The sequence below is a fragment of the Streptomyces sp. NPDC018263 genome, from assembly GCF_055562575.1.
Genome location: NZ_JBVHFA010000001.1, coordinates 514,009 through 531,178, shown reverse-complemented (window position 1 = coordinate 531,178; position 17,170 = coordinate 514,009). Strand labels below are relative to the sequence as shown.

The following is a 17,170-nucleotide window of genomic DNA, read 5'->3' as shown; positions in this document are numbered from 1 at the left end:
CGGACTGTCAGCCTCGCATGGCACGATCGGACCCAGACACATCCGGCTTCCGGACGCGGGGTCCGAAGGGCCCGGTGTCCGGCACATCGAGCTTGGGGAACCCTGGCGATGCTGATGTTCTTGTTCCTGGTCCTCGCGCTGGCCGTCGTGGTCGGCGCGGTGGCCCTCGCCGTGGTGGGCGGCGGCGAGAGCGCCCCGCTCCAGGACGCGGCGCCCGAGCGGCTCCAGGACCCGCTGCCCGCGGACCGCCCGCTGCACGGCGCCGATGTGGAGAGCCTTCGCTTCCCGGTCGCCGCGCGCGGCTACCGCATGGCCGACGTGGACGACGCGCTCAGCCGCCTCGCCGCCGAACTCGGCGAGCGGGACGCCCGGATCGCGGACCTCCTCAGCGCCCTCGCCGGGGCCCGCGCGGTGCGGCCCCGGCCGGACGAGCCCGGCCCGGAGGACGGCCGATGAGCACCGGGGAGGCCCTCGCCGGGGCGGACGGCGCGCTGCGCTGCCCCTGGGCGCTGTCCACCGAGGACTACGTCGCGTATCACGACGACGAGTGGGGGCGCCCGGTGCACGGGGACGACGCCCTCTTCGAGCGGCTCAGCCTGGAGGCGTTCCAGTCCGGGCTGTCCTGGATCACGATCCTGCGGCGGCGGCCCACCTTCCGGCTCGCCTTCGCGGACTTCCGGATCGAGAAGGTCGCCGCCTTCACCGAGGCGGACCGCGAGCGCCTCCTCGCCGACCCCGGCATCATCCGCAACCGCGCCAAGGTGGACGCCACGCTCGCCAACGCGCGCGTGCTGGCGGGCTGGTCCGAGGGCGAGCTGGACGAGCTGATCTGGTCCCACGCCCCCGACCCGGCCGGGCGGCCCGTGCCCAGGGTGCTGGGCGACGTGGCGGCGGTGACCCCGGAGTCCACCGCGCTGTCCAAGGCGCTGAAGAAGCGGGGCCTGAGGTTCGTCGGCCCCACCACGGCGTACGCCCTGATGCAGGCGTGCGGCCTGGTCGACGACCACCTCGAAGCCTGCGTCAGCCGGGGCGCGGGCACGCGCGGCTGAGGGGCGGGCGGGGGCCCGAGTGGCTTTCCCCGCCCGGCCGTTCAGGGTGTCAGCGGCCCACGTACTTGGGCTTCTCCTTCTGCACGAACGCCTGCACGGCGATGACGTGGTCCTCGGAGGCGCCCGCGCGGGTCTGGAGCTCGTCCTCCTTCTCCAGCGCCTCGTCCAGCGAGTGCGTCAGCCCGTACGCCACGGCCTCCTTGATCGCCGCGTAGGCGACCGTCGGGCCCTCCGCCAGGGCGCGGGCCACCTTCTCCGCCTCGGCGCGCAGCTCGGCGGCCGGGACGACCCGGTTGGCGATGCCCAGCTCCAGCGCCTCCTGGGCCTTGACGGTGCGCGGGAAGAGCAGCAGGTCGGTGGCGCGGCTCGTGCCGATCACGCGGGGCAGCGTCCAGGAGATGCCGGAGTCCGCGCTGAGCGCCACGCCCGCGAACGAGGTGTTGAACGAGGCCGTGTCCGCCACCAGGCGGTAGTCCGCGAGCAGCGCGAAGCCGAAGCCCGCGCCGGCCGCCACGCCGTTGACCGCGGCGATCACCGGCTTCTTCGCGCCCGCCAGCGCCCGCGCGATCGGGTTGTAGTGCTCCTTGACGGTGCTCATCGTCCGGCCCCCGCCCCCGCCCTCCCGGTCGGCGGCGAGCAGTCCGATGTGCTCCTTGAGGTCCTGGCCGACGCAGAACGCCCGGTCGCCCGCCGCGGTCAGCAGGATCGCCCGCACCGCGTCGTTGGCCGCCGCGGCCTCGACGGCCTCGCGCAGCGCGTTCTTGGTGGCGATGTTCAGCGCGTTCATCGCCTCGGGGCGGTTCAGCGTGATCGTGGCGAGCCCGTCGTTGACCTCGTGGAGCACGGTGTCGGCCATGGAGCGTCCCCTCCGTTTCGTCCGTTTCGCGTGACGACGTACCGGCCGGTACGTCGTTGTCCGGGGACAGCATGGCGGAGATCCGGGCCCGGCAGTCGCACCGGACGTGTGACCTGCGTCTAACAAAACCGCCACAGAGGTGGCCGGGGAGTGTGCCGGGGGCGGCGCAGTATCGCAGGCACATCCCCGAATTGAGTGGTTTTGCTCGCGCGCGTTGTCCAAGCGATGCGGACCGATGTTGGTCATCGGGTCCTGGGATGCGGGATAATGGCTGGGAAGCAATGTGTTCGATGCCGGTGTCGCGTGTCCCTCCTGGACCGCGGGTGCCCTCCGTGGGGTCGTCGGCAGACGATGAGCCTGGTTTCAGGAAGGGGTACGAGCATGGCGGCCATGAAGCCGCGGACGGGTGATGGCCCGCTCGAGGTGACCAAGGAGGGGCGGGGCATCGTCATGCGCGTTCCGCTCGAAGGCGGCGGTCGACTCGTCGTCGAGCTGACCCCCGACGAGGCAGAGGCGCTCGGCGACGCCCTCAAGAAGGTCGTCGTCTGACGCGCCGCGATCTTTTCCTTCCGACTGCCCCGGTACCCGTTCAGGTGCCGGGGCAGTCGCGTGTCCTGGGGGCCGCCGCCGCGGGATCAGCGCTTGACGGCGCAGAGCAGGCCGTCGCCGACCGGCAGCAGCGAGGTCACCAGCTCCGGGCTCTCGCGCACCGTGCGCAGCAGCTCGCGCAGCCGGACCACCTCGGTGGGCTGCGGGCCGGAGTCGACCGTACGGCCGCTGGCGAAGACGCCCTCGAAGACCACCAGCCCGCCCGGCCGCAGCAGGCGCAACGATTCAGCGAGGTAGTCCGAGTACTCCAGCCGGTCACCGTCGCAGAAGACCAGGTCGTAGCCCGAGTCCGCGAGGCGGGGCAGCACGTCGAGGGCGGGGCCGGGGATGAAGCGGGCGCGGTTGCTGGCGAAGCCGCAGGCGCGGAACGCCTGCCGGGCGGACTGCTGGTGCTCCGGCTCCTGATCGACGGTGGTCAGGACGCCGTCGGGGCGCATTCCGTGCAGCAGGTGGATTCCGGACACCCCGCAGCCGGTGCCGATCTCCGCGACCGCCTTGGCGTCCACGGAGGCGGCGAGCAGTCGCAGCGCGGCGCCCGTGCTGGGCGCCACCGAGCGCAGCCCCGCGTCGCGGGCACGGTCCCGGGCCCAGCGCAGCGCTTCGTCCTCGGCGACAAAGGCGTCGGCGAACGCCCAGCTCGTCTGCCGGTTGCCGGTAATGACCCTCTCCTGTCCCCGTGATTGCCTCGGCGTGACTGTATCCGTTGCGCCGGGAACCCGCTGATGGGACCGAGCGTTCACCCAGGAGAGACCACGCGCGAAGAGCGCGGCCGGCACGCGACGGGGGGTGAGAGGTGACGGAGGGTGCGGAGCACATGCTGACGCGGGCGGACGAGCCGGGTCGGCGCGTGTCAAATTTTCGTAAAACCGCTTATCCGGAGCTAACGGGCGAGGTGGCTATGGTAGGGGCTCCACTGGACACCACCAGAGCCGACAGGGGAGGTGCGGCCGCACCCGAGGACCGAGGGGGAGTGCTGCGGCGCTTTCTCGGGTCGGGCAGGCCGAGATCCGTGACCGACACCGCTGCAGACCACCACGCCACCGGTCCCGCCGCAGGCGAGACCCAGACCGCGACCTTCGCCACCGACGCGGACGGGCAGGCGTGGACTCCGCCCACCTGGGAGGAGATCGTCAGCACGCACAGCGGCCGCGTCTACCGCCTCGCCTACCGCCTGACGGGCAACCAGCACGACGCCGAGGACCTCACGCAGGAGGTCTTCGTCCGGGTCTTCCGCTCGCTGTCGACGTACTCGCCGGGCACCTTCGAGGGCTGGCTGCACCGCATCACCACCAACCTCTTCCTGGACATGGTCCGCCGCAAGCAGCGCATCCGCTTCGACGCCCTGGGCGACGACGCGGCCGAGCGCCTGCCCAGCCGCGAGCCGTCCCCGCAGCAGGTCTTCAACGACGCCCACTTCGACGCCGACGTCCAGCAGGCGCTGGACACCCTCGCGCCGGAGTTCCGCGCGGCCGTGGTGCTGTGCGACATCGAGGGGCTGTCGTACGAGGAGATCGCCGCGACCCTGGGGGTCAAGCTGGGCACCGTCCGCTCCCGTATCCACCGGGGGCGTTCGCAGCTCCGCAAGGCCCTCGCCCACCGTTCCCCCGAGGCCCGCAAGGCCGAGCGCCGCTCGTTCATGCCCCGCGTGCCCGCGCTGGGGGGAGGGGGCACGCCCGCGTGAGTGGAACCGGAACCGATCCCGCGGAGGCGCACCTCGCGGAACAGCATCTGGGAGACCGGCTCTCCGCCCTGGTGGACGGAGAACTCGGTCATGAGTCGCGCGACCGCGTCCTCGCCCACCTGGCCACCTGCTGCCGGTGCCGGGCGGAGGCCGACGCACAGCGCCGGCTGAAGAACGTTTTCGCGGAGGCCGCCCCGCCGCCGCCCTCCGAGTCCTTCCTCGCCCGCCTCCAGGGCCTCCCCGGCGGCGACGCCGACGGGCCCGGCGAGCGGTTCGCCTTCAGCTACGTACCGGCCGACTCCGGGCACGCCCCCGAGCAGCGCGGCTTCCGTATCCACCCCGTCGCCGACCGGCCCTCCTCGCGCGGACTGCGGTTCGCGGCGGCGGCCGCGGGAGCGGTGTCCCTGGCCGCCGTGGCCCTCGGCGGAGTCACCACCGCCCTTCCGGGCGACCTCGCGGCCGACGCCCGCAGCGGCTCGGGCAACGGGAGCAACGTGGCGCCGTCGCGCTCGGCCTCCGGGGCGGGTACGGGTGCTCCGGAGACTCAGCGGCGCCGCTCGGCCGCGCCGCTGCTCGCGCAGGGCGGAGGCACGCTCAACCGCACCCCGGCCGCGCAGGTCTCCGCCACCGCGCCGCTGCTGCCGGGCATCCCGGCGCCGGTCGACGCGCGGGTCCAGGACACCGCGCGGGACCTCGCCATGCCGGTGATGGCCGGCGCGGCCGCCGTCTCCCCCCTGATACGCCCGCTCGGCGAGACCACCCCGTTCTCCCTGGACTCCTGGACCCTGGCGACCCCGTCCACCGAGACCACCGCGGCAGCCGCCCCGACCAACTCCCCGTCACCCTCGGCCCCCTGACCCCCCGATCCCTGGTTGAATCCTGTGAGGCCGTCCCCGTACGGCCTCCACACCGTGACTGGGGAGAGCATGAACGAGGGTCACCCGCAGCCGGCCGGGCCCAGCGAAGACTTCGAACTCGCCAAGCCGGCGGCTGCCGCCGGCTCCGCCGGTTCCGGAACAGTCCACGAGCCCGGCACCCGGCACCCGGCCGAGGCGGACCGACTTGCGGAGCGGGGCGGGGACGAGGTCCCCGACAACCCTGCCGAGCCACTGCCCGACAGCATGTGGGATTCGGGGGACGAGGCCCTCGACGCCCGCCGCGCCGACCCGCGTGCGGGTGACGCCGGCTCCGGGCGTCCCAAGCCGTTGCACGACCCCGACCCCTACGGGACCCCGCCGTACGGCGGGCCGGGCCCCTGGGCGCCCGCGCCGCCCGTTCAGCACCCCATGGCGACCCCGGCCCAGGGCACGGCGGTGTCTCCGGTCGAGCCCGGTGTTCCCGGAGCGACGCCCCGCCCGGACCCGACGCCGTCTCAGGGCGCCCCGGTGCCACCCCACGGCGAGCCCGGCCCCTGGGCCCCCGCCCCGCCCGTCCCGCAGCCGCCCGCGCCCCCTGCGCCCGCCGCGCCCCACGCGAATGCACCGGTCCCCCCGGCCCCCGTGCCGCACCCGACCGCGCCCCCGGCCCCCGCCACGCTCCACGCGGACGCCCAGTCCCCGGCGCCTGCCCAGTCCCCGGCGCCCCAGCCCGACCCCGCAGCCCCCCGCTACGACCCCTGGGACCCCACGCCCCCCTCCCGTCAGAGCGCCCCCCTGCACTGCTCCGGCGCCCCCGTGGCCGAGGCGCGGCACGCGTGGCCTGGGTGGAGGAAGGTTCTCGGGGTGTTTGTCGGGGTCACGCTGTTCGCCGGTGGCATCGGCGGGGTCGTCGGGGCCTGGGTCGAGCGGGAGGGGACGACCACCGTGACGCTGCCGCGGGCCGGAGCCGTGCCGGACGGGCGGGAGCGGGACAGCGTGGCGGGGATAGCCGCGCGGGCGCTGCCCGGCGTGGTGACGCTGCATGTGCGGGGTGGCGACGAGGCCGGGACCGGGACGGGGTTCGTGCTCGACGGGCGGGGCCACATCCTCACCAACAACCACGTCGTGGCACCCGCGTCCGGCGGTGGCGACATCACCGTGACGTTCAGCGGCGGCGACACCGCGGAGGCGGAGGTCGTCGGCCGGGACAGCGGTTACGACCTGGCCGTCGTCCAGGTGAAGGGCGTCCAGGGGCTCACCCCGCTGACCCTCGGCGACTCCGACGCCGTACGCGTCGGTGACCCCGTCGTGGCGATCGGCGCCCCCTTCGACCTGGCCAACACCGTCACCTCCGGCATCGTCAGCGCCAAGGACCGCCCCATCACGGCGGGCGGCGAGAAGGGCGACGGCACCGACGTCAGCTACGTCGACGCCCTCCAGACCGACGCCCCGATCAACCCCGGCAACTCCGGCGGCCCCCTCCTCGACGCCCACGCCCGCGTGATCGGCGTCAACTCCGCCATCCGCTCCGCCGACCGGGACTCCGACTCCGCCGAGAGCCGCTCCGGCTCGATCGGCCTCGGCTTCGCCATCCCGGCCAACCAGGCCCGCCGGGTCGCCGAGGAGCTGATCAACACCGGGCACGCCACCCACCCGGTGATCGGCGTGACCCTCGACATGGACTACGCCGGTGACGGCGCCCGTATCGACACCGAGGGCGGCGCGGGCGGCCCCGCCGTACAGCGGGGCGGACCGGGCGACCGGGCCGGACTCAAGCCCGGCGACCTGATCACCGGGGTCGACGGACACCCCGTCCACTCGGGCGAGGAGCTGATCGTCAAGATCCGCGCCCACCGCCCCGGCGACCGGCTCCGCCTGACCGTTGGCCGCCCCGGCGCCGAGCGGAGCGTCACGCTGAGGCTGGGGGCGGCCGGGCAGAACTGACGCAAGTCTCACCTCGGGGCGGTACCGGTCCCACGGGTGTGCCGGGTACGGTTGAGCGACCGAGGACACGCAAGGAGCTTTCAGGTGTTCAATGACATAGGGCCGCTTGAGCTGGTCACGCTCATCGTCCTCGCCGTGCTCGTCTTCGGTCCGGACAAGCTCCCCAAGTTCATCCAGGACGTCACGCGCACGCTCCGGAAGATCCGGGAGTTCTCGGACAACGCCAAGAACGACATCCGCAGCGAGCTGGGCCCGGAGTTCAAGGACTTCGAGTTCGAGGACCTCAACCCCAAGGCGTTCCTGCGCAAGCAGCTCGACAACGACGATCTGGGCCTCAAGGACATCCGCAGTACCTTCGACCTGAAGCGCGAGATGGCCGAGCTGACGGACTCCGTGAACGGTCACGACACCGCCCCGGCGCTCCCTGCCCCGACCACCGCGGCCCCCTCCGGCGGCCGGGTCGACATGACGAAGAAGCCGGAGCCGGCCAAGGACGACCGCCCGCCCTTCGACGCCGACGCGACCTGACGCCCGTACCGGAGGGCATCACCCGGTCGGCCCCGCGCCGCCCGAACGGATCACGACACGCCACGAAACCCGCCTCACCGGGCGGGTTTCGTCGTGTGCGCCGACCGGACCTCCCGCGTTCGGCCGTCCCCGGAGCCCCATGCGCCCGTCGCATTCCGGGCAGGCCCCAGCGGTGTGGATATGCTGCCGAGTTGTTGTGCGGACCGGGCGCGTACGCCCGAAGGGGGGCGGGCCCTTGCCCCGGTCCGACGAGAACGAGGAGGCGTCCGGGCAGATGGAGACCACAAGTCGGGTAAGCGCGCAGACGCCGGCCACCGAGAGCGGCCGGCGCGGCCCCCTCGGCGGCCGGACGGTCGACGGCTATCTGCGCGCACCCTTCCCCTGGTACGGCCTCGACGAGGCGTTCACGGGCCAGCGCTGGCTGCTCCAGGTCGGCCTGGCCGCCGACGGTGCGGTGGAGCACGGTTCGATCGGGCACGGCGACGAGCCCTCCGTACGCAACGAGCACAGCGCGAACTCCTCGGACGAGCCACGCGAGAAGTTCGCCGTCGTCGTCACCGTGCCGGTCAACCCCTCCCGCCGCAGCGCGGACGGCACCGGGCTGCTGGAGGCCACCTCGGTCTCCTCGGCGGCCTGGCTGGCCGGGGTGGGGCTGCTGTCCGTCACCTGGCCCGGCCAGATGGACCACACCCTGCGCGACGACTGGCTGGACCAGCAGACCGAGACCGCCTGGGCGCTGGCCGACGACCTCGACGGCTCGGAGTGGGCGAAGCTCTCGCTGCCGGTGGACGGGGTTGCCACGCCGTTCCACTATCGGGAGTCTGAGTTCGGCTGGGTGCTCGCCGGTGCCACCGAGGCGGGCGTCCACGTCGGCGCGTACGGCCGGGGCATGAGCGCCTACGGGCTCGGCTTCGCCGTCGTCAAGGACATCGGCGCGTACGCCTGAGAACACACGGGAGGGGGCGCCGGCGGAATCCGCCGGTGCCCCCTCCCGTCGTGTCCGGGCTCAGAACTTGTTGCGCGGGGTGATGCCCAGCGACAGCCCCGACAGGCCGCGCTGACGGCCGCCCAGCTTGCCCGCGATGGCACGCAGGGCCGAGCCGGCCGGGGAGTCGGGGTCGGTCAGCACGACGGGCTTGCCCTCGTCGCCGCCCTCGCGCAGCCGCACGTCGATCGGGATGCTGCCCAGCACCGGGACCGTGGCGCCCGTGGTGCGGGTCAGGCCGTCCGCGACGAGCTGGCCGCCGCCGGTGCCGAAGATGTCCACCATCTCGTCGCAGTGCGGGCAGGGCAGCCCGGACATGTTCTCGACCACGCCGACGATCTTCTGGTGGGTCTGCACCGCGATCGAGCCCGCCCGCTCGGCGACCTCGGCCGCGGCCTGCTGCGGGGTGGTGACGACCAGGATCTCCGCGTTCGGGACCAACTGGGCCACCGAGATGGCGATGTCACCGGTGCCCGGCGGCAGGTCCAGCAGCAGCACGTCCAGGTCGCCCCAGTACACGTCCGCCAGGAACTGCTGGAGCGCCCGGTGCAGCATCGGGCCGCGCCAGACGACCGGGGCGTTGCCCGGGGTGAACATGCCGATGGAGATGACCTTCACGCCGTTCGCCGACGGCGGCATGATCATGTTCTCGACCTGGGTCGGCTTGCCGTCCGCGCCCAGCATGCGCGGCACGCTGTGCCCGTAGATGTCGGCGTCCACCACGCCGACCTTCAGGCCGTCGGCGGCCAGCGCGGCCGCCAGGTTCACCGTCACCGAGGACTTGCCGACACCGCCCTTGCCGGAGGCGACCGCGTAGACGCGGGTGAGGCTGCCGGGCTTGGCGAAGGGGACCTCGCGCTCGGCCTGTCCGCCGCGCAGCGCGCTGGCCAGTTCCTTGCGCTGCTCGTCGCTCATCACGTCCAGCGTGACGTCCACCCGGGTGACACCCTCGACGCGGGAGACCGCGTCGGTCACCCGCTGGGTGATCGTCTCGCGCATGGGGCAGCCGGAGACCGTCAGGTACACCGTGACCGCGACCGCTCCGTCCGCGCCGATCTCCACCGATTTGACCATCCCGAGTTCGGTGATGGGTCGGTTGATCTCGGGGTCGTTCACCGTCGACAGCGCCTCGCGCACCGCGTCTTCCGTAGCCATACGACGATGGTACGGCGCTCGGGTGGGCCGACCGCCAGTGCCTCAGCGGTCGTCTGCGTCACGCCCCGGCGGCCGGCCGGTCCGTTCCGTCTCCAGCTCCCTCACGAGGTCCTGCAGCTCGGACCTGATCCAGTCGCGGGTGGCGACCTCGCCGAGGCCCGCGCGCAGGGCGGCGATCTCGCGGGTCAGGTACTCGGTGTCCGCGATGGACCGCTCGTTCTGCTTGCGGTCCTGCTCCAGGTTGACCCGGTCGCGGTCGTCCTGCCGGTTCTGCGCGAGCAGGATCAGCGGCGCCGCGTAGGACGCCTGGAGGGACAGCATCAGGGTCAGGAAGATGAACGGGTAGGAGTCGAACCGCACCGCGTCCGGCGCGGCGACGTTCCACACCACCCAGACGATGATGACGACCGTCATCCAGACGATGAAGCGGCCCGTGCCGAGGAACCGGGCGATCCGCTCCGACAGCCGGCCGAACGCCTCCGGGTCCCACTCCGGCAGCACCCTGCGGCGCGGCGGGCGCGGCTGGTCCAGTCGCGGCGTACGCGGCCGGGTCGCCGTGGCGCCCGCGGGGGAACGGTCGCGGCCCTCGCGGCCGGCCTCACGCTCAGCCATGTGTGCCCGCCCCGCGGCCGGCTTCCTCCTCCGGCAGCTCGTCCAGGTGGAACTCCGTCTCGCGCCAGTCCTCGGGCAGCATGTGGTCGAGTACGTCGTCCACGGTCACCGCGCCCAGCAGCGACCCCGACTCGTCCACCACGGGGGCGGCGACCATGTCGTACGTGGCGAAGAACCCGGCGATGACGGGCAGCGTGGCGTCCGGGGACAGCGGCTGGAGGTCGTCGTCGAGCAGCGAGCTGACCAGGGTGTACGGGGGGTCGCGCAGCAGCCGCTGGAAGTGCACGGTGCCCAGGTACTTCCCGGTGGGCGTCTCGTCGGGCGGGCGGCAGACGTACACCTGGGCGGCGAGCGCGGGGGAGAGGTCGGGGTTGCGGACCCGCGCGAGCGCGTCGGCGACCGTGGCGTCGGGGCGCAGCACGATCGGCTCGGTGGTCATCAGCCCGCCCGCGGTGTGCTCCTCGTACGACATCAGGCGCCGCATGTCGGCCGCGTCCTCGGGCTCCATCAGGCTCAGCAGGCGCTCCTTGTCCTCCTCCGGCAGCTCGCCCAGCAGGTCGGCGGCGTCGTCGGGGTCCATGGCCTCCAGGACGTCGGCGGCGCGCTCCTCCTTCAGCTTGCCGAGGATCTCGATCTGGTCGTCCTCCGGCAGCTCCTCCAGCACGTCCGCGAGCCGGTCGTCGTCCAGGGCGGCGGCCACCTCGGCGCGCCGCTTGGGGGAGAGGTGGTGCAGGACGTTCGCGAGGTCGGCGGGGCGCAATTGCTCGAAGGTGGCCAGCAGGTTCTCCGCGCCCTGCCCGTGCTCCTCCAGGGAGAACCCGGTGACGGCCGACCACTCCACGGTCAGCGTCTCGCCCTTGGCCCGGCGGAAGGCGCCGCCCTTCTTGCCCTTGCGGACGTACACCCGGTCCACCTCCCACTCCCGGCGGGCCGGCAACTGCTGCACGGAGAGGTCGAGGACGGTGACCTCCTCGCCGGTCTCCACCAGCTTCACCCGGCGGTCCAGCAGCTCCCCGAAGACCAGGCGCTCGGTGGGCCGCTGCTCGAAGCGGCGGACGTTGACCACACCGGTGGAGATGACCTGGCCGGAGTCGATGCCGGTCACGCGGGTCATCGGCAGGAAGATGCGGCGCCGGGTGGACAGCTCCACCACCAGCCCGAGCACGCGGGGCGGACGGCGGCCGACGCGCAGCATGACGACGATGTCGCGCACCCGGCCGACCTGGTCGCCCGCCGGGTCGAAGACGGGGACCCCGGCGAGGTGCGAGACGAAGATCCGGGGGACACCGGCTGCCATCTGTGCTTCCTTTGCCGTGCTCGGGACGCGGGGGACGGGCTGCGTAGATATTTGGTGCGTAGATATTTGGTGCGGATTCGCTCCGATATGGCCACGCTTGTGCGCTTCAGGCTAGCCCGTACCGATCGGAAACGCCCCGGTGGGGGGTCCGGACGGACGGGCTCCGCTCGGGGCGCGTGCCCCCGGTACGCTGCCGTACGCCCATTCGGCACCGGCAGAGAGGCAGCCCCACCTGTGACTGCGATTTTCCAGGCCCACACCTGGAGAGTGGCGCGGACCGCGCGGGTGGCCGCGCTGTGCGTGCTGGCCGTGTCGGCGCTGACGATGCTGACGGGATGCGGCGAGGAGGACCCGGACGCCGGGACCAACGGGGTGGGCCGGCTGCCCGCGCAGAAGATCCAGACCAAGAGCCGGGCGGCGGCCGACGCGGCACCGGCGGTGCACCTGGCCGGGACGGTCGTCACCGGCGGGGTCGCCTTCAAGCTGGACATGCGGCTGAAGTCCGGCGGCGGCAGCGGCTCGGTCACCTCCAAGGGCTCCACCTTCCAACTGCTGCGCGTCGGCGACGAGCTGTACGTCAAGGCCGACGCCGCCTTCTGGAACCACGGCGGGGACACCTCCGCCGCGGGCAAGCTGGACGGCAAGTACGTGAAGGTCCCCCAGAAGGACCCGGCGTACCGGAAGTTCAGCGGCTTCACCGAGAAGGACGTGCTGCTGCCCGCGCTGCTCACCCTGCACGGCAAGCTCGCCACGGCCGGCCACCACACCCAGGCCGGCACCCGCACGATCCGGGTCACCGGCGACGGCGGCCCCGGCGGCACCCTCGACGTCTCCCTGGAGGGCAAGCCCTACCCGCTGCGCCTGGTGCGCGGCGGCGGCGCCGGGACGCTCACCTTCTCCGAGTGGGGCAAGGACTTCCCCGCCGCCGAGCCCGCCAAGTCCGAGACGGTCGACTACGGCCGCCAACTCCCCGACTCCTGAAGCCTGTCGGCCTGGGGGTGTCTTGTCGCCGGCCTGACCCACGAGACACGCCCTAGCCCCGCTTGCGCCGCCGGGCCAGCAGCCTGGGCAGCGCGGGCGGTACCGGGACGCGGGTGGTGGCCGGGGTGGGCAGCGGGGGCTCGGCCAGGCTGCCGGTGGGCGGCGGCTCCACCTGGCCGGTGGGGACCAGACGCAGCACCGTGCAGTCGCGGGCCCAGCGGGCCGGGATCTCCTCGGCGCCGGGGGCGTTGAGCCGCTTGCCCTTCAACTCCGCTACCGCCGCCTCCCATTCGGGCGAGGCGGGGTCCAGCCGGTACGCGGTCGCCCGCCAGGTGACCAGCCGGCCGCCCTTGTCCTTGCTGCGCACCGCGACCTCGGCCGCGCCGCCGTCGGCGAGAGAGGGCAGCGGCTGCTCGCCGGGACCGTCACCGACCAGCAGGGCCGCGCCCTCATGCCAGACGTGCCAGAGCGGGCGCGCGGCGGGCGCTCCCGCGCCCCGGACCCAGATCAGGCCGGACTTCTTGGTGGCCTCCTCGATGAGGGCCTGGTCGAAAAGGGCCTGGGCGGGCGGCTCGCTGGTCATGCGCCCAGCCTATCCAGGAGTGCTCAGAGCCAGCCGTTGCGCTTCAGCGTGCGGTGGATGCCCAGACACAGGGCGACCGTGACGCACATGATCACCGGGTAGCCGTACTTCCAGTGCAGCTCGGGCATGTGGTCGAAGTTCATGCCGTAGACCCCGCACACCATGGTGGGCACGGCGATGATCGCGGCCCAGGCGGTGATCTTGCGCATGTCCTCGTTCTGCGCGACGGACGCCTGCGCCAGGTTGGCCTGGAGGATCGAGTTCAGCAGCTCGTCGAAGCCCATGACCTGCTCGTGCACCCGCGCCACGTGGTCGGCGACGTCGCGGAAGTACTTCTGGATGTCCGGGTCGACCAGCCGCATCGGCCGCTCGCTCAGCAACTGCATCGGGCGCTGCAGCGGGGCGACCGCGCGCTTGAACTCCAGTACCTCGCGCTTGAGCTGGTAGATCCGGGCCGAGTCGACACCGCGCGAGACACCGCCGTTGCGGCCGGGGGAGAAGACCTCCGTCTCCACCTCGTCGATGTCGTCCTGCACCGAGTCCGCGACCGCGATGTAGCCGTCCACCACATGGTCGGCGATGGCGTGCAGCACCGCCGAGGGGCCCTTGGCGAGCAGCTCGGGGTCCTCCTGGAGCCGGTGACGCAGTGCCCGGAGCGAGCCCTGGCCGCCGTGCCGGACGGTGATGAAGAAGTCCCGGCCGGTGAAGCACATGACCTCACCGGTGTCGATGACCTCGCTGTTGGCGGTGAGCTGGTCGTGCTCGACGTAGTGGACGGTCTTGAACACGGTGAACAGCGAGTCGTCGTACCGCTCCAGCTTCGGGCGCTGGTGGGCCTGGACGGCGTCCTCCACGGCCAGCGGGTGCAGTCCGAAGGCGCTGGCGATACCGGCGAACTCGGCCTCGGTCGGCTCGTGCAGGCCGATCCAGACGAAGCCGCCGTCCCGGCGCGCCTCGCGCATCGCCTCCTGCGGGCTGAGGGGCCGTCCGCTCTCCACCCGGGCGCCGTCGCGGTAGACGGCGCAGTCGACCACGGCCGAGGACGTGGTGGTGTCGGGTTCGAAGGGAGCGGCCGCCTCCTTGGGCGGGACCGGGCGGCTGGACGGTCGGACCACGGCTCGCAGGTCGCGGATCATCGACATGGGCAGGCTCCTTCGCGGGCGGGCAACGAAAGTGCGCCTGCGACGGGTGGAACTACCCGGAATGGGGACGTTCGGACTGCATGCGTTTGGCACGTCCACAAAGCGGGGAGCACCGCACCGTCGCGGTGGCGACTTCGCTACTGATGCAGGACTGAGTCAGATCAGGCAGATCAGGCAAAGCGAAACGAAGTGCTCTTCCGGACGGCGAAGCGAACGAAAAGGTGGCGGTCAGCCAGGAATGACATCAACAGCCGGAAGAACGAGTGGTACTGCACGGTCGACTTCGATCCATGACAGCCCCACCTCCTCCGGCCGGTCCCTCGTAAGGGAGTCTCATCGGCGTCGGGGACTCGACGGCGAGCATGTGCACGCGGCCCCGAACCACCGGCTCAGCGTAGCAGCAGCCCATCGTGTCAAGGCGCAGCTTTGCCTGCCGCTGACGAGTTCTATGCTCACCGCATGGTTGATGTTCTTCCTCTGGTAGAGGCGCGGCTGAACTCGGCGCTCGGTGAACCGGACGCGCGCGCCTCGGTCACCTTCCTCGGCGCCGACCGCATCGAGGTGCTGCGCTTCCAGGAGGGGGACGTGGTCCGCTACGCCACGCTGGGCATGTCGGCGCACCCCATGAGCGACCCCACGGCCATGGTCGCCGACCCCATTGAGGGGCCGCGTGCCGAGCTGGTCCTCTCGGTCCGGGCCGGTGTGGTCGACACCGGCCCCGTGCTCCGTCCGCTCGCCGTGCTCGCCGCGTCGCCGCAGGTCGAGGGCGTCATCGTGGCACCCGGTGCCTCGCTGGACGTGGGGGAGCCGCTGTGGCCCGGCGCGCCCTTCACCTCGGTCCTGGTGGGGGAGCCGGGCGGGCTGGTGGAGGACCTGGAGCTGGACGCCCCGCTGGACCCGGTGCGCTTCCTGCCGCTGCTGCCGATGACGCCGAACGAGGCCGCGTGGAAGCGGGTGCACGGCGCGGGGGCGCTGCAGGAGCGGTGGCTGACCCACGGCACGGATCTGCGCGACCCGAACCGCGCCTCGGTCCCGCTGGAGGCCGGGGCCTGAGCGGGGCCGGGGTGAGCAAGCTCACCAAGTGCCGTGCGATGGGGCGGTGTTGGCCGCACCCCGCAATCGCGCCGGGGCCGTACGGGTGATCATCCTTGACGTGCGGCGGCCGGGGTAGGACCGTGGGGCTCTATGAGGGGCGAACCCAGTTGCCCGAGGTGTGGTGGCCGGGTCCGGGCTCCCGGCCTATTCGCCGATACGTGGCAGTGCGACGCGCACGGCGCGGTGTACCCGCTGCAACCCGTGATCCCGCCCAGCGTCGAGGCGCTCACCGCCGTGGTGCAGCGCACCCATGTCCCGCTGTGGATGCCGTGGCCGCTGCCGGTCGGCTGGCTGTTCACCGGCGTCGCCTACGCCGGTGACGCCCCCGGCGGCGGCCGCGCCACCGTCGTGGCCTGCTCCGGTCCCGGCCCGCTCGGCGGTCCGGGCGAGCTGATCCTCGTCGCCGAGGAGCTGGGCGTCGGCCTCGGCGCCCGGTACGCGGGCCTCGACGGCCCCGACCCCGGCCCCTACCTGGACGTGGAGAAGCCCCCGCAGGCCAAGGTGCTCGCGGCCGGCCGTCCCACCCCGCTCTGGCACGTCGACGGCGTCCCGGACGACCGCGCCGTCTTCGCCGGCGAGGCGCTCGGCGTCTGGCTGTGGGCGGTCACCTGGCCCGCGCAGTCCGGCCTGCTGATGTACGACGAGCTGGTGCTGACCGACCTGCGGGACGCTGGCCCCGAGGTGGACCTGGTGCCCTGCGGGGCGCTGTCCCCCCGGCTGATGCGGCCCGACCTGTAGGGGGCGCCTCCGGGGAGCGGGGGTGACAGGGCATGCCGTCGGCGCGGCTATCCTTAGGTGTCCTCACCGTCCCGTCGAGCCGTCTGGAGCAGCCGTGCGCATCGACCTGCACTGCCACTCCACCGCCTCCGACGGTACGGACACCCCGGCCGAGCTGATGCGCGCGGCCGCCGGAGCCGGACTGGACGTGGTCGCGCTGACCGACCACGACACCACCCGGGGGCACGCCGAAGCCGAGGCCGCCCTTCCCGAGGGGCTCACCCTGGTCACCGGCGCCGAACTCTCCTGCCGGATCGACGGCGTCTCCCTGCATCTGCTGGCCTACCTCTTCGACCCCGAGGAGCCCGCCCTGCTCGCCGAGCGCGAGCTGGTCCGGGACGACCGGGTGCCGCGCGCCCACGCGATGATCGCCAAGCTGAACGCGCTCGGCGTACCGGTCACCTGGGAGCAGGTCGAGCGGATCGCCGCCGGGGGCACGGTGGGCCGCCCGCATCTCGCGTCCGCGCTGGTGGAGCTGGGTGTCGTCCCGACCGTGAGCGACGCGTTCACGGCCGAGTGGCTGGCCGACGGCGGGCGCGCCTTCGTCGACAAGCACGAGACCGATCCGCTGGAGGCGATCCGGCTGGTGAAGAGCGCGGGCGGTGTGACCGTCCTCGCCCACCCGGCCGCCGCCAAGCGCGGCCGCACGGTGCCGCCGGAGGCGATCGCCGCGATGGCCGCCGCCGGGCTCGACGGTGTCGAGGCCGACCACACCGAGCACGACCAGGCCACCAGGACCCGGCTGCGCGGCCTCGCGAAGGATCTGGACCTGCTGGTCACGGGCTCCTCGGACTACCACGGCACCCGCAAGACCGTCGCGCTCGGCGAGAACACCACCGACCCCGAGGTCTACGGCGAGATCATCCGCCGGGCGACCGGCGCGTTCCCCGTACCGGGGACCGGCGGGGCCTGAGCCCCCGGCGCGGGCGGGGCCGTCGCCCCGCAGCGCCACCCTGCTGCTTCTCCCTCACCCGATCACCCGCACGTCCGCCGTGCGCGCCCGCTTGCTGCCCTTGAGG

At 73.0% G+C, this 17,170-nt stretch carries 19 protein-coding genes; 12 read left to right on the top strand and 7 right to left on the bottom strand.

Annotated features, from left to right (window positions below; all coding sequences use genetic code 11):
* Positions 1–108 precede the first annotated feature (108 nt).
* Both ACZ3HQ_RS02425 and ACZ3HQ_RS02420 read left to right on the top strand, forming a co-directional pair.
* Positions 109–456 (top strand): DivIVA domain-containing protein, encoded by a 348-nt coding sequence (locus ACZ3HQ_RS02425; protein ID WP_467507261.1) that lies wholly within the window; start codon positions 109–111, stop codon positions 454–456.
* Positions 453–1,049 (top strand): DNA-3-methyladenine glycosylase I, encoded by a 597-nt coding sequence (locus ACZ3HQ_RS02420; protein WP_467507259.1) that lies wholly within the window; start codon positions 453–455, stop codon positions 1,047–1,049. Before ACZ3HQ_RS02425 ends, ACZ3HQ_RS02420 begins: the two co-directional genes overlap by 4 nt.
* A gap of 49 nt (positions 1,050–1,098) precedes the next feature.
* On the opposite strand, the gene chcB is transcribed toward ACZ3HQ_RS02420, so the two are convergent.
* Positions 1,099–1,905, bottom strand: coding sequence for a 2-cyclohexenylcarbonyl CoA isomerase (gene chcB, locus ACZ3HQ_RS02415; RefSeq protein WP_467507257.1), 807 nt, complete (start codon positions 1,903–1,905; stop codon positions 1,099–1,101).
* Positions 1,906–2,286: 381 nt separating this feature from the next.
* On the opposite strand from chcB, the gene ACZ3HQ_RS02410 reads away from it, so the two are divergent.
* Positions 2,287–2,454: a DUF3117 domain-containing protein gene (locus ACZ3HQ_RS02410; RefSeq protein ID WP_018544333.1), complete on the top strand. Its 168-nt coding sequence runs from the start codon at positions 2,287–2,289 to the stop codon at positions 2,452–2,454.
* 86 nt (positions 2,455–2,540) lie between these two features.
* Here ACZ3HQ_RS02410 and ACZ3HQ_RS02405 read toward each other — a convergent pair whose 3' ends face one another.
* Positions 2,541–3,254, bottom strand: coding sequence for an O-methyltransferase (locus ACZ3HQ_RS02405; protein ID WP_467507255.1), 714 nt, complete (start codon positions 3,252–3,254; stop codon positions 2,541–2,543).
* 158 nt (positions 3,255–3,412) lie between these two features.
* Here ACZ3HQ_RS02405 and sigE point away from each other — a divergent pair, with 158 nt between their 5' ends.
* From sigE to ACZ3HQ_RS02380, 5 genes are all read left to right on the top strand, one after another.
* Complete coding sequence (gene sigE / locus ACZ3HQ_RS02400) at positions 3,413–4,195, top strand: RNA polymerase sigma factor SigE (protein WP_467507253.1); 783 nt, start codon at positions 3,413–3,415, stop codon at positions 4,193–4,195.
* Positions 4,192–5,052 carry an anti-sigma factor family protein gene (locus tag ACZ3HQ_RS02395; protein ID WP_467507251.1) on the top strand — a complete coding sequence of 287 codons (861 nt, stop codon included), beginning with the start codon at positions 4,192–4,194 and terminating at the stop codon, positions 5,050–5,052. Before sigE ends, ACZ3HQ_RS02395 begins: the two co-directional genes overlap by 4 nt.
* A gap of 69 nt (positions 5,053–5,121) precedes the next feature.
* Entirely contained in the window at positions 5,122–6,996 is a 1,875-nt protein-coding gene (locus tag ACZ3HQ_RS02390; protein WP_467507250.1) for a S1C family serine protease, read from the top strand.
* Positions 6,997–7,080: 84 nt separating this feature from the next.
* The gene (locus tag ACZ3HQ_RS02385; protein WP_467507248.1) at positions 7,081–7,524 is read left to right on the top strand and encodes a sec-independent translocase; all 444 of its coding nucleotides are present in this window, start codon (positions 7,081–7,083) and stop codon (positions 7,522–7,524) included.
* Between the two features lie 274 nt (positions 7,525–7,798).
* Positions 7,799–8,470 carry a hypothetical protein gene (locus ACZ3HQ_RS02380; RefSeq protein WP_467507967.1) on the top strand — a complete coding sequence of 224 codons (672 nt, stop codon included), beginning with the start codon at positions 7,799–7,801 and terminating at the stop codon, positions 8,468–8,470.
* A gap of 60 nt (positions 8,471–8,530) precedes the next feature.
* On the opposite strand, the gene ACZ3HQ_RS02375 is transcribed toward ACZ3HQ_RS02380, so the two are convergent.
* The 3 genes from ACZ3HQ_RS02375 to ACZ3HQ_RS02365 are packed head-to-tail and all read right to left on the bottom strand — an operon-like array spanning position 8,531 to position 11,573.
* Positions 8,531–9,664: an Mrp/NBP35 family ATP-binding protein gene (locus tag ACZ3HQ_RS02375; RefSeq protein WP_359702498.1), complete on the bottom strand. Its 1,134-nt coding sequence runs from the start codon at positions 9,662–9,664 to the stop codon at positions 8,531–8,533.
* A 42-nt stretch (positions 9,665–9,706) separates the two neighbouring features.
* Positions 9,707–10,276, bottom strand: a complete 570-nt coding sequence (locus tag ACZ3HQ_RS02370; protein WP_467507245.1) for a DUF1003 domain-containing protein — start codon at positions 10,274–10,276, stop codon at positions 9,707–9,709.
* On the bottom strand, positions 10,269–11,573 hold the full coding sequence (locus tag ACZ3HQ_RS02365) for a magnesium transporter MgtE N-terminal domain-containing protein (RefSeq protein WP_467507243.1): 1,305 nt from the start codon (positions 11,571–11,573) through the stop codon (positions 10,269–10,271). Before ACZ3HQ_RS02365 ends, ACZ3HQ_RS02370 begins: the two co-directional genes overlap by 8 nt.
* 234 nt (positions 11,574–11,807) lie before the next feature.
* Between ACZ3HQ_RS02365 and ACZ3HQ_RS02360 the strand changes: the two genes are divergently transcribed.
* The gene (locus ACZ3HQ_RS02360) at positions 11,808–12,554 is read left to right on the top strand and encodes a hypothetical protein (RefSeq protein WP_467507241.1); all 747 of its coding nucleotides are present in this window, start codon (positions 11,808–11,810) and stop codon (positions 12,552–12,554) included.
* A 52-nt stretch (positions 12,555–12,606) separates the two neighbouring features.
* Here ACZ3HQ_RS02360 and ACZ3HQ_RS02355 read toward each other — a convergent pair whose 3' ends face one another.
* Both ACZ3HQ_RS02355 and ACZ3HQ_RS02350 read right to left on the bottom strand, forming a co-directional pair.
* Positions 12,607–13,137 carry a hypothetical protein gene (locus ACZ3HQ_RS02355; protein ID WP_467507240.1) on the bottom strand — a complete coding sequence of 177 codons (531 nt, stop codon included), beginning with the start codon at positions 13,135–13,137 and terminating at the stop codon, positions 12,607–12,609.
* Positions 13,138–13,160: 23 nt separating this feature from the next.
* Positions 13,161–14,279 (bottom strand): magnesium and cobalt transport protein CorA, encoded by a 1,119-nt coding sequence (locus ACZ3HQ_RS02350; RefSeq protein ID WP_467507239.1) that lies wholly within the window; start codon positions 14,277–14,279, stop codon positions 13,161–13,163.
* 459 nt (positions 14,280–14,738) lie between these two features.
* Here ACZ3HQ_RS02350 and ACZ3HQ_RS02345 point away from each other — a divergent pair, with 459 nt between their 5' ends.
* The 3 genes from ACZ3HQ_RS02345 (at position 14,739) to ACZ3HQ_RS02335 (ending at position 17,064) form a co-directional block, all read left to right on the top strand.
* Positions 14,739–15,332 (top strand): suppressor of fused domain protein, encoded by a 594-nt coding sequence (locus ACZ3HQ_RS02345; protein ID WP_467507238.1) that lies wholly within the window; start codon positions 14,739–14,741, stop codon positions 15,330–15,332.
* Between the two features lie 132 nt (positions 15,333–15,464).
* The gene (locus ACZ3HQ_RS02340; protein ID WP_467507237.1) at positions 15,465–16,112 is read left to right on the top strand and encodes a DUF6758 family protein; all 648 of its coding nucleotides are present in this window, start codon (positions 15,465–15,467) and stop codon (positions 16,110–16,112) included.
* Positions 16,113–16,206: 94 nt separating this feature from the next.
* Positions 16,207–17,064, top strand: coding sequence for a PHP domain-containing protein (locus ACZ3HQ_RS02335; RefSeq protein ID WP_467507235.1), 858 nt, complete (start codon positions 16,207–16,209; stop codon positions 17,062–17,064).
* The last annotated feature ends 106 nt before the right edge of the window (positions 17,065–17,170 follow it).

Excerpts from the sequence above, each read along its gene's own strand:
- ACZ3HQ_RS02425 (WP_467507261.1), top strand. The coding sequence starts at position 109 with ATGCTGATGTTCTTGTTCCTGGTCCTCGCGCTGGCCGTCGTGGTCGGC.
- ACZ3HQ_RS02410 (WP_018544333.1), top strand. The coding sequence starts at position 2,287 with ATGGCGGCCATGAAGCCGCGGACGGGTGATGGCCCGCTCGAGGTGACC.
- sigE (WP_467507253.1), top strand. The coding sequence starts at position 3,413 with ATGGTAGGGGCTCCACTGGACACCACCAGAGCCGACAGGGGAGGTGCG.
- ACZ3HQ_RS02350 (WP_467507239.1), bottom strand. The coding sequence starts at position 14,279 with ATGTCGATGATCCGCGACCTGCGAGCCGTGGTCCGACCGTCCAGCCGC.
- ACZ3HQ_RS02420 (WP_467507259.1), top strand. The coding sequence starts at position 453 with ATGAGCACCGGGGAGGCCCTCGCCGGGGCGGACGGCGCGCTGCGCTGC.
- ACZ3HQ_RS02380 (WP_467507967.1), top strand. The coding sequence starts at position 7,799 with ATGGAGACCACAAGTCGGGTAAGCGCGCAGACGCCGGCCACCGAGAGC.
- ACZ3HQ_RS02340 (WP_467507237.1), top strand. The coding sequence starts at position 15,465 with ATGAGGGGCGAACCCAGTTGCCCGAGGTGTGGTGGCCGGGTCCGGGCT.
- ACZ3HQ_RS02365 (WP_467507243.1), bottom strand. The coding sequence starts at position 11,573 with ATGGCAGCCGGTGTCCCCCGGATCTTCGTCTCGCACCTCGCCGGGGTC.
- chcB (WP_467507257.1), bottom strand. The coding sequence starts at position 1,905 with ATGGCCGACACCGTGCTCCACGAGGTCAACGACGGGCTCGCCACGATC.
- ACZ3HQ_RS02370 (WP_467507245.1), bottom strand. The coding sequence starts at position 10,276 with ATGGCTGAGCGTGAGGCCGGCCGCGAGGGCCGCGACCGTTCCCCCGCG.
- ACZ3HQ_RS02375 (WP_359702498.1), bottom strand. The coding sequence starts at position 9,664 with ATGGCTACGGAAGACGCGGTGCGCGAGGCGCTGTCGACGGTGAACGAC.
- ACZ3HQ_RS02390 (WP_467507250.1), top strand. The coding sequence starts at position 5,122 with ATGAACGAGGGTCACCCGCAGCCGGCCGGGCCCAGCGAAGACTTCGAA.
- ACZ3HQ_RS02355 (WP_467507240.1), bottom strand. The coding sequence starts at position 13,137 with ATGACCAGCGAGCCGCCCGCCCAGGCCCTTTTCGACCAGGCCCTCATC.
- ACZ3HQ_RS02345 (WP_467507238.1), top strand. The coding sequence starts at position 14,739 with ATGGTTGATGTTCTTCCTCTGGTAGAGGCGCGGCTGAACTCGGCGCTC.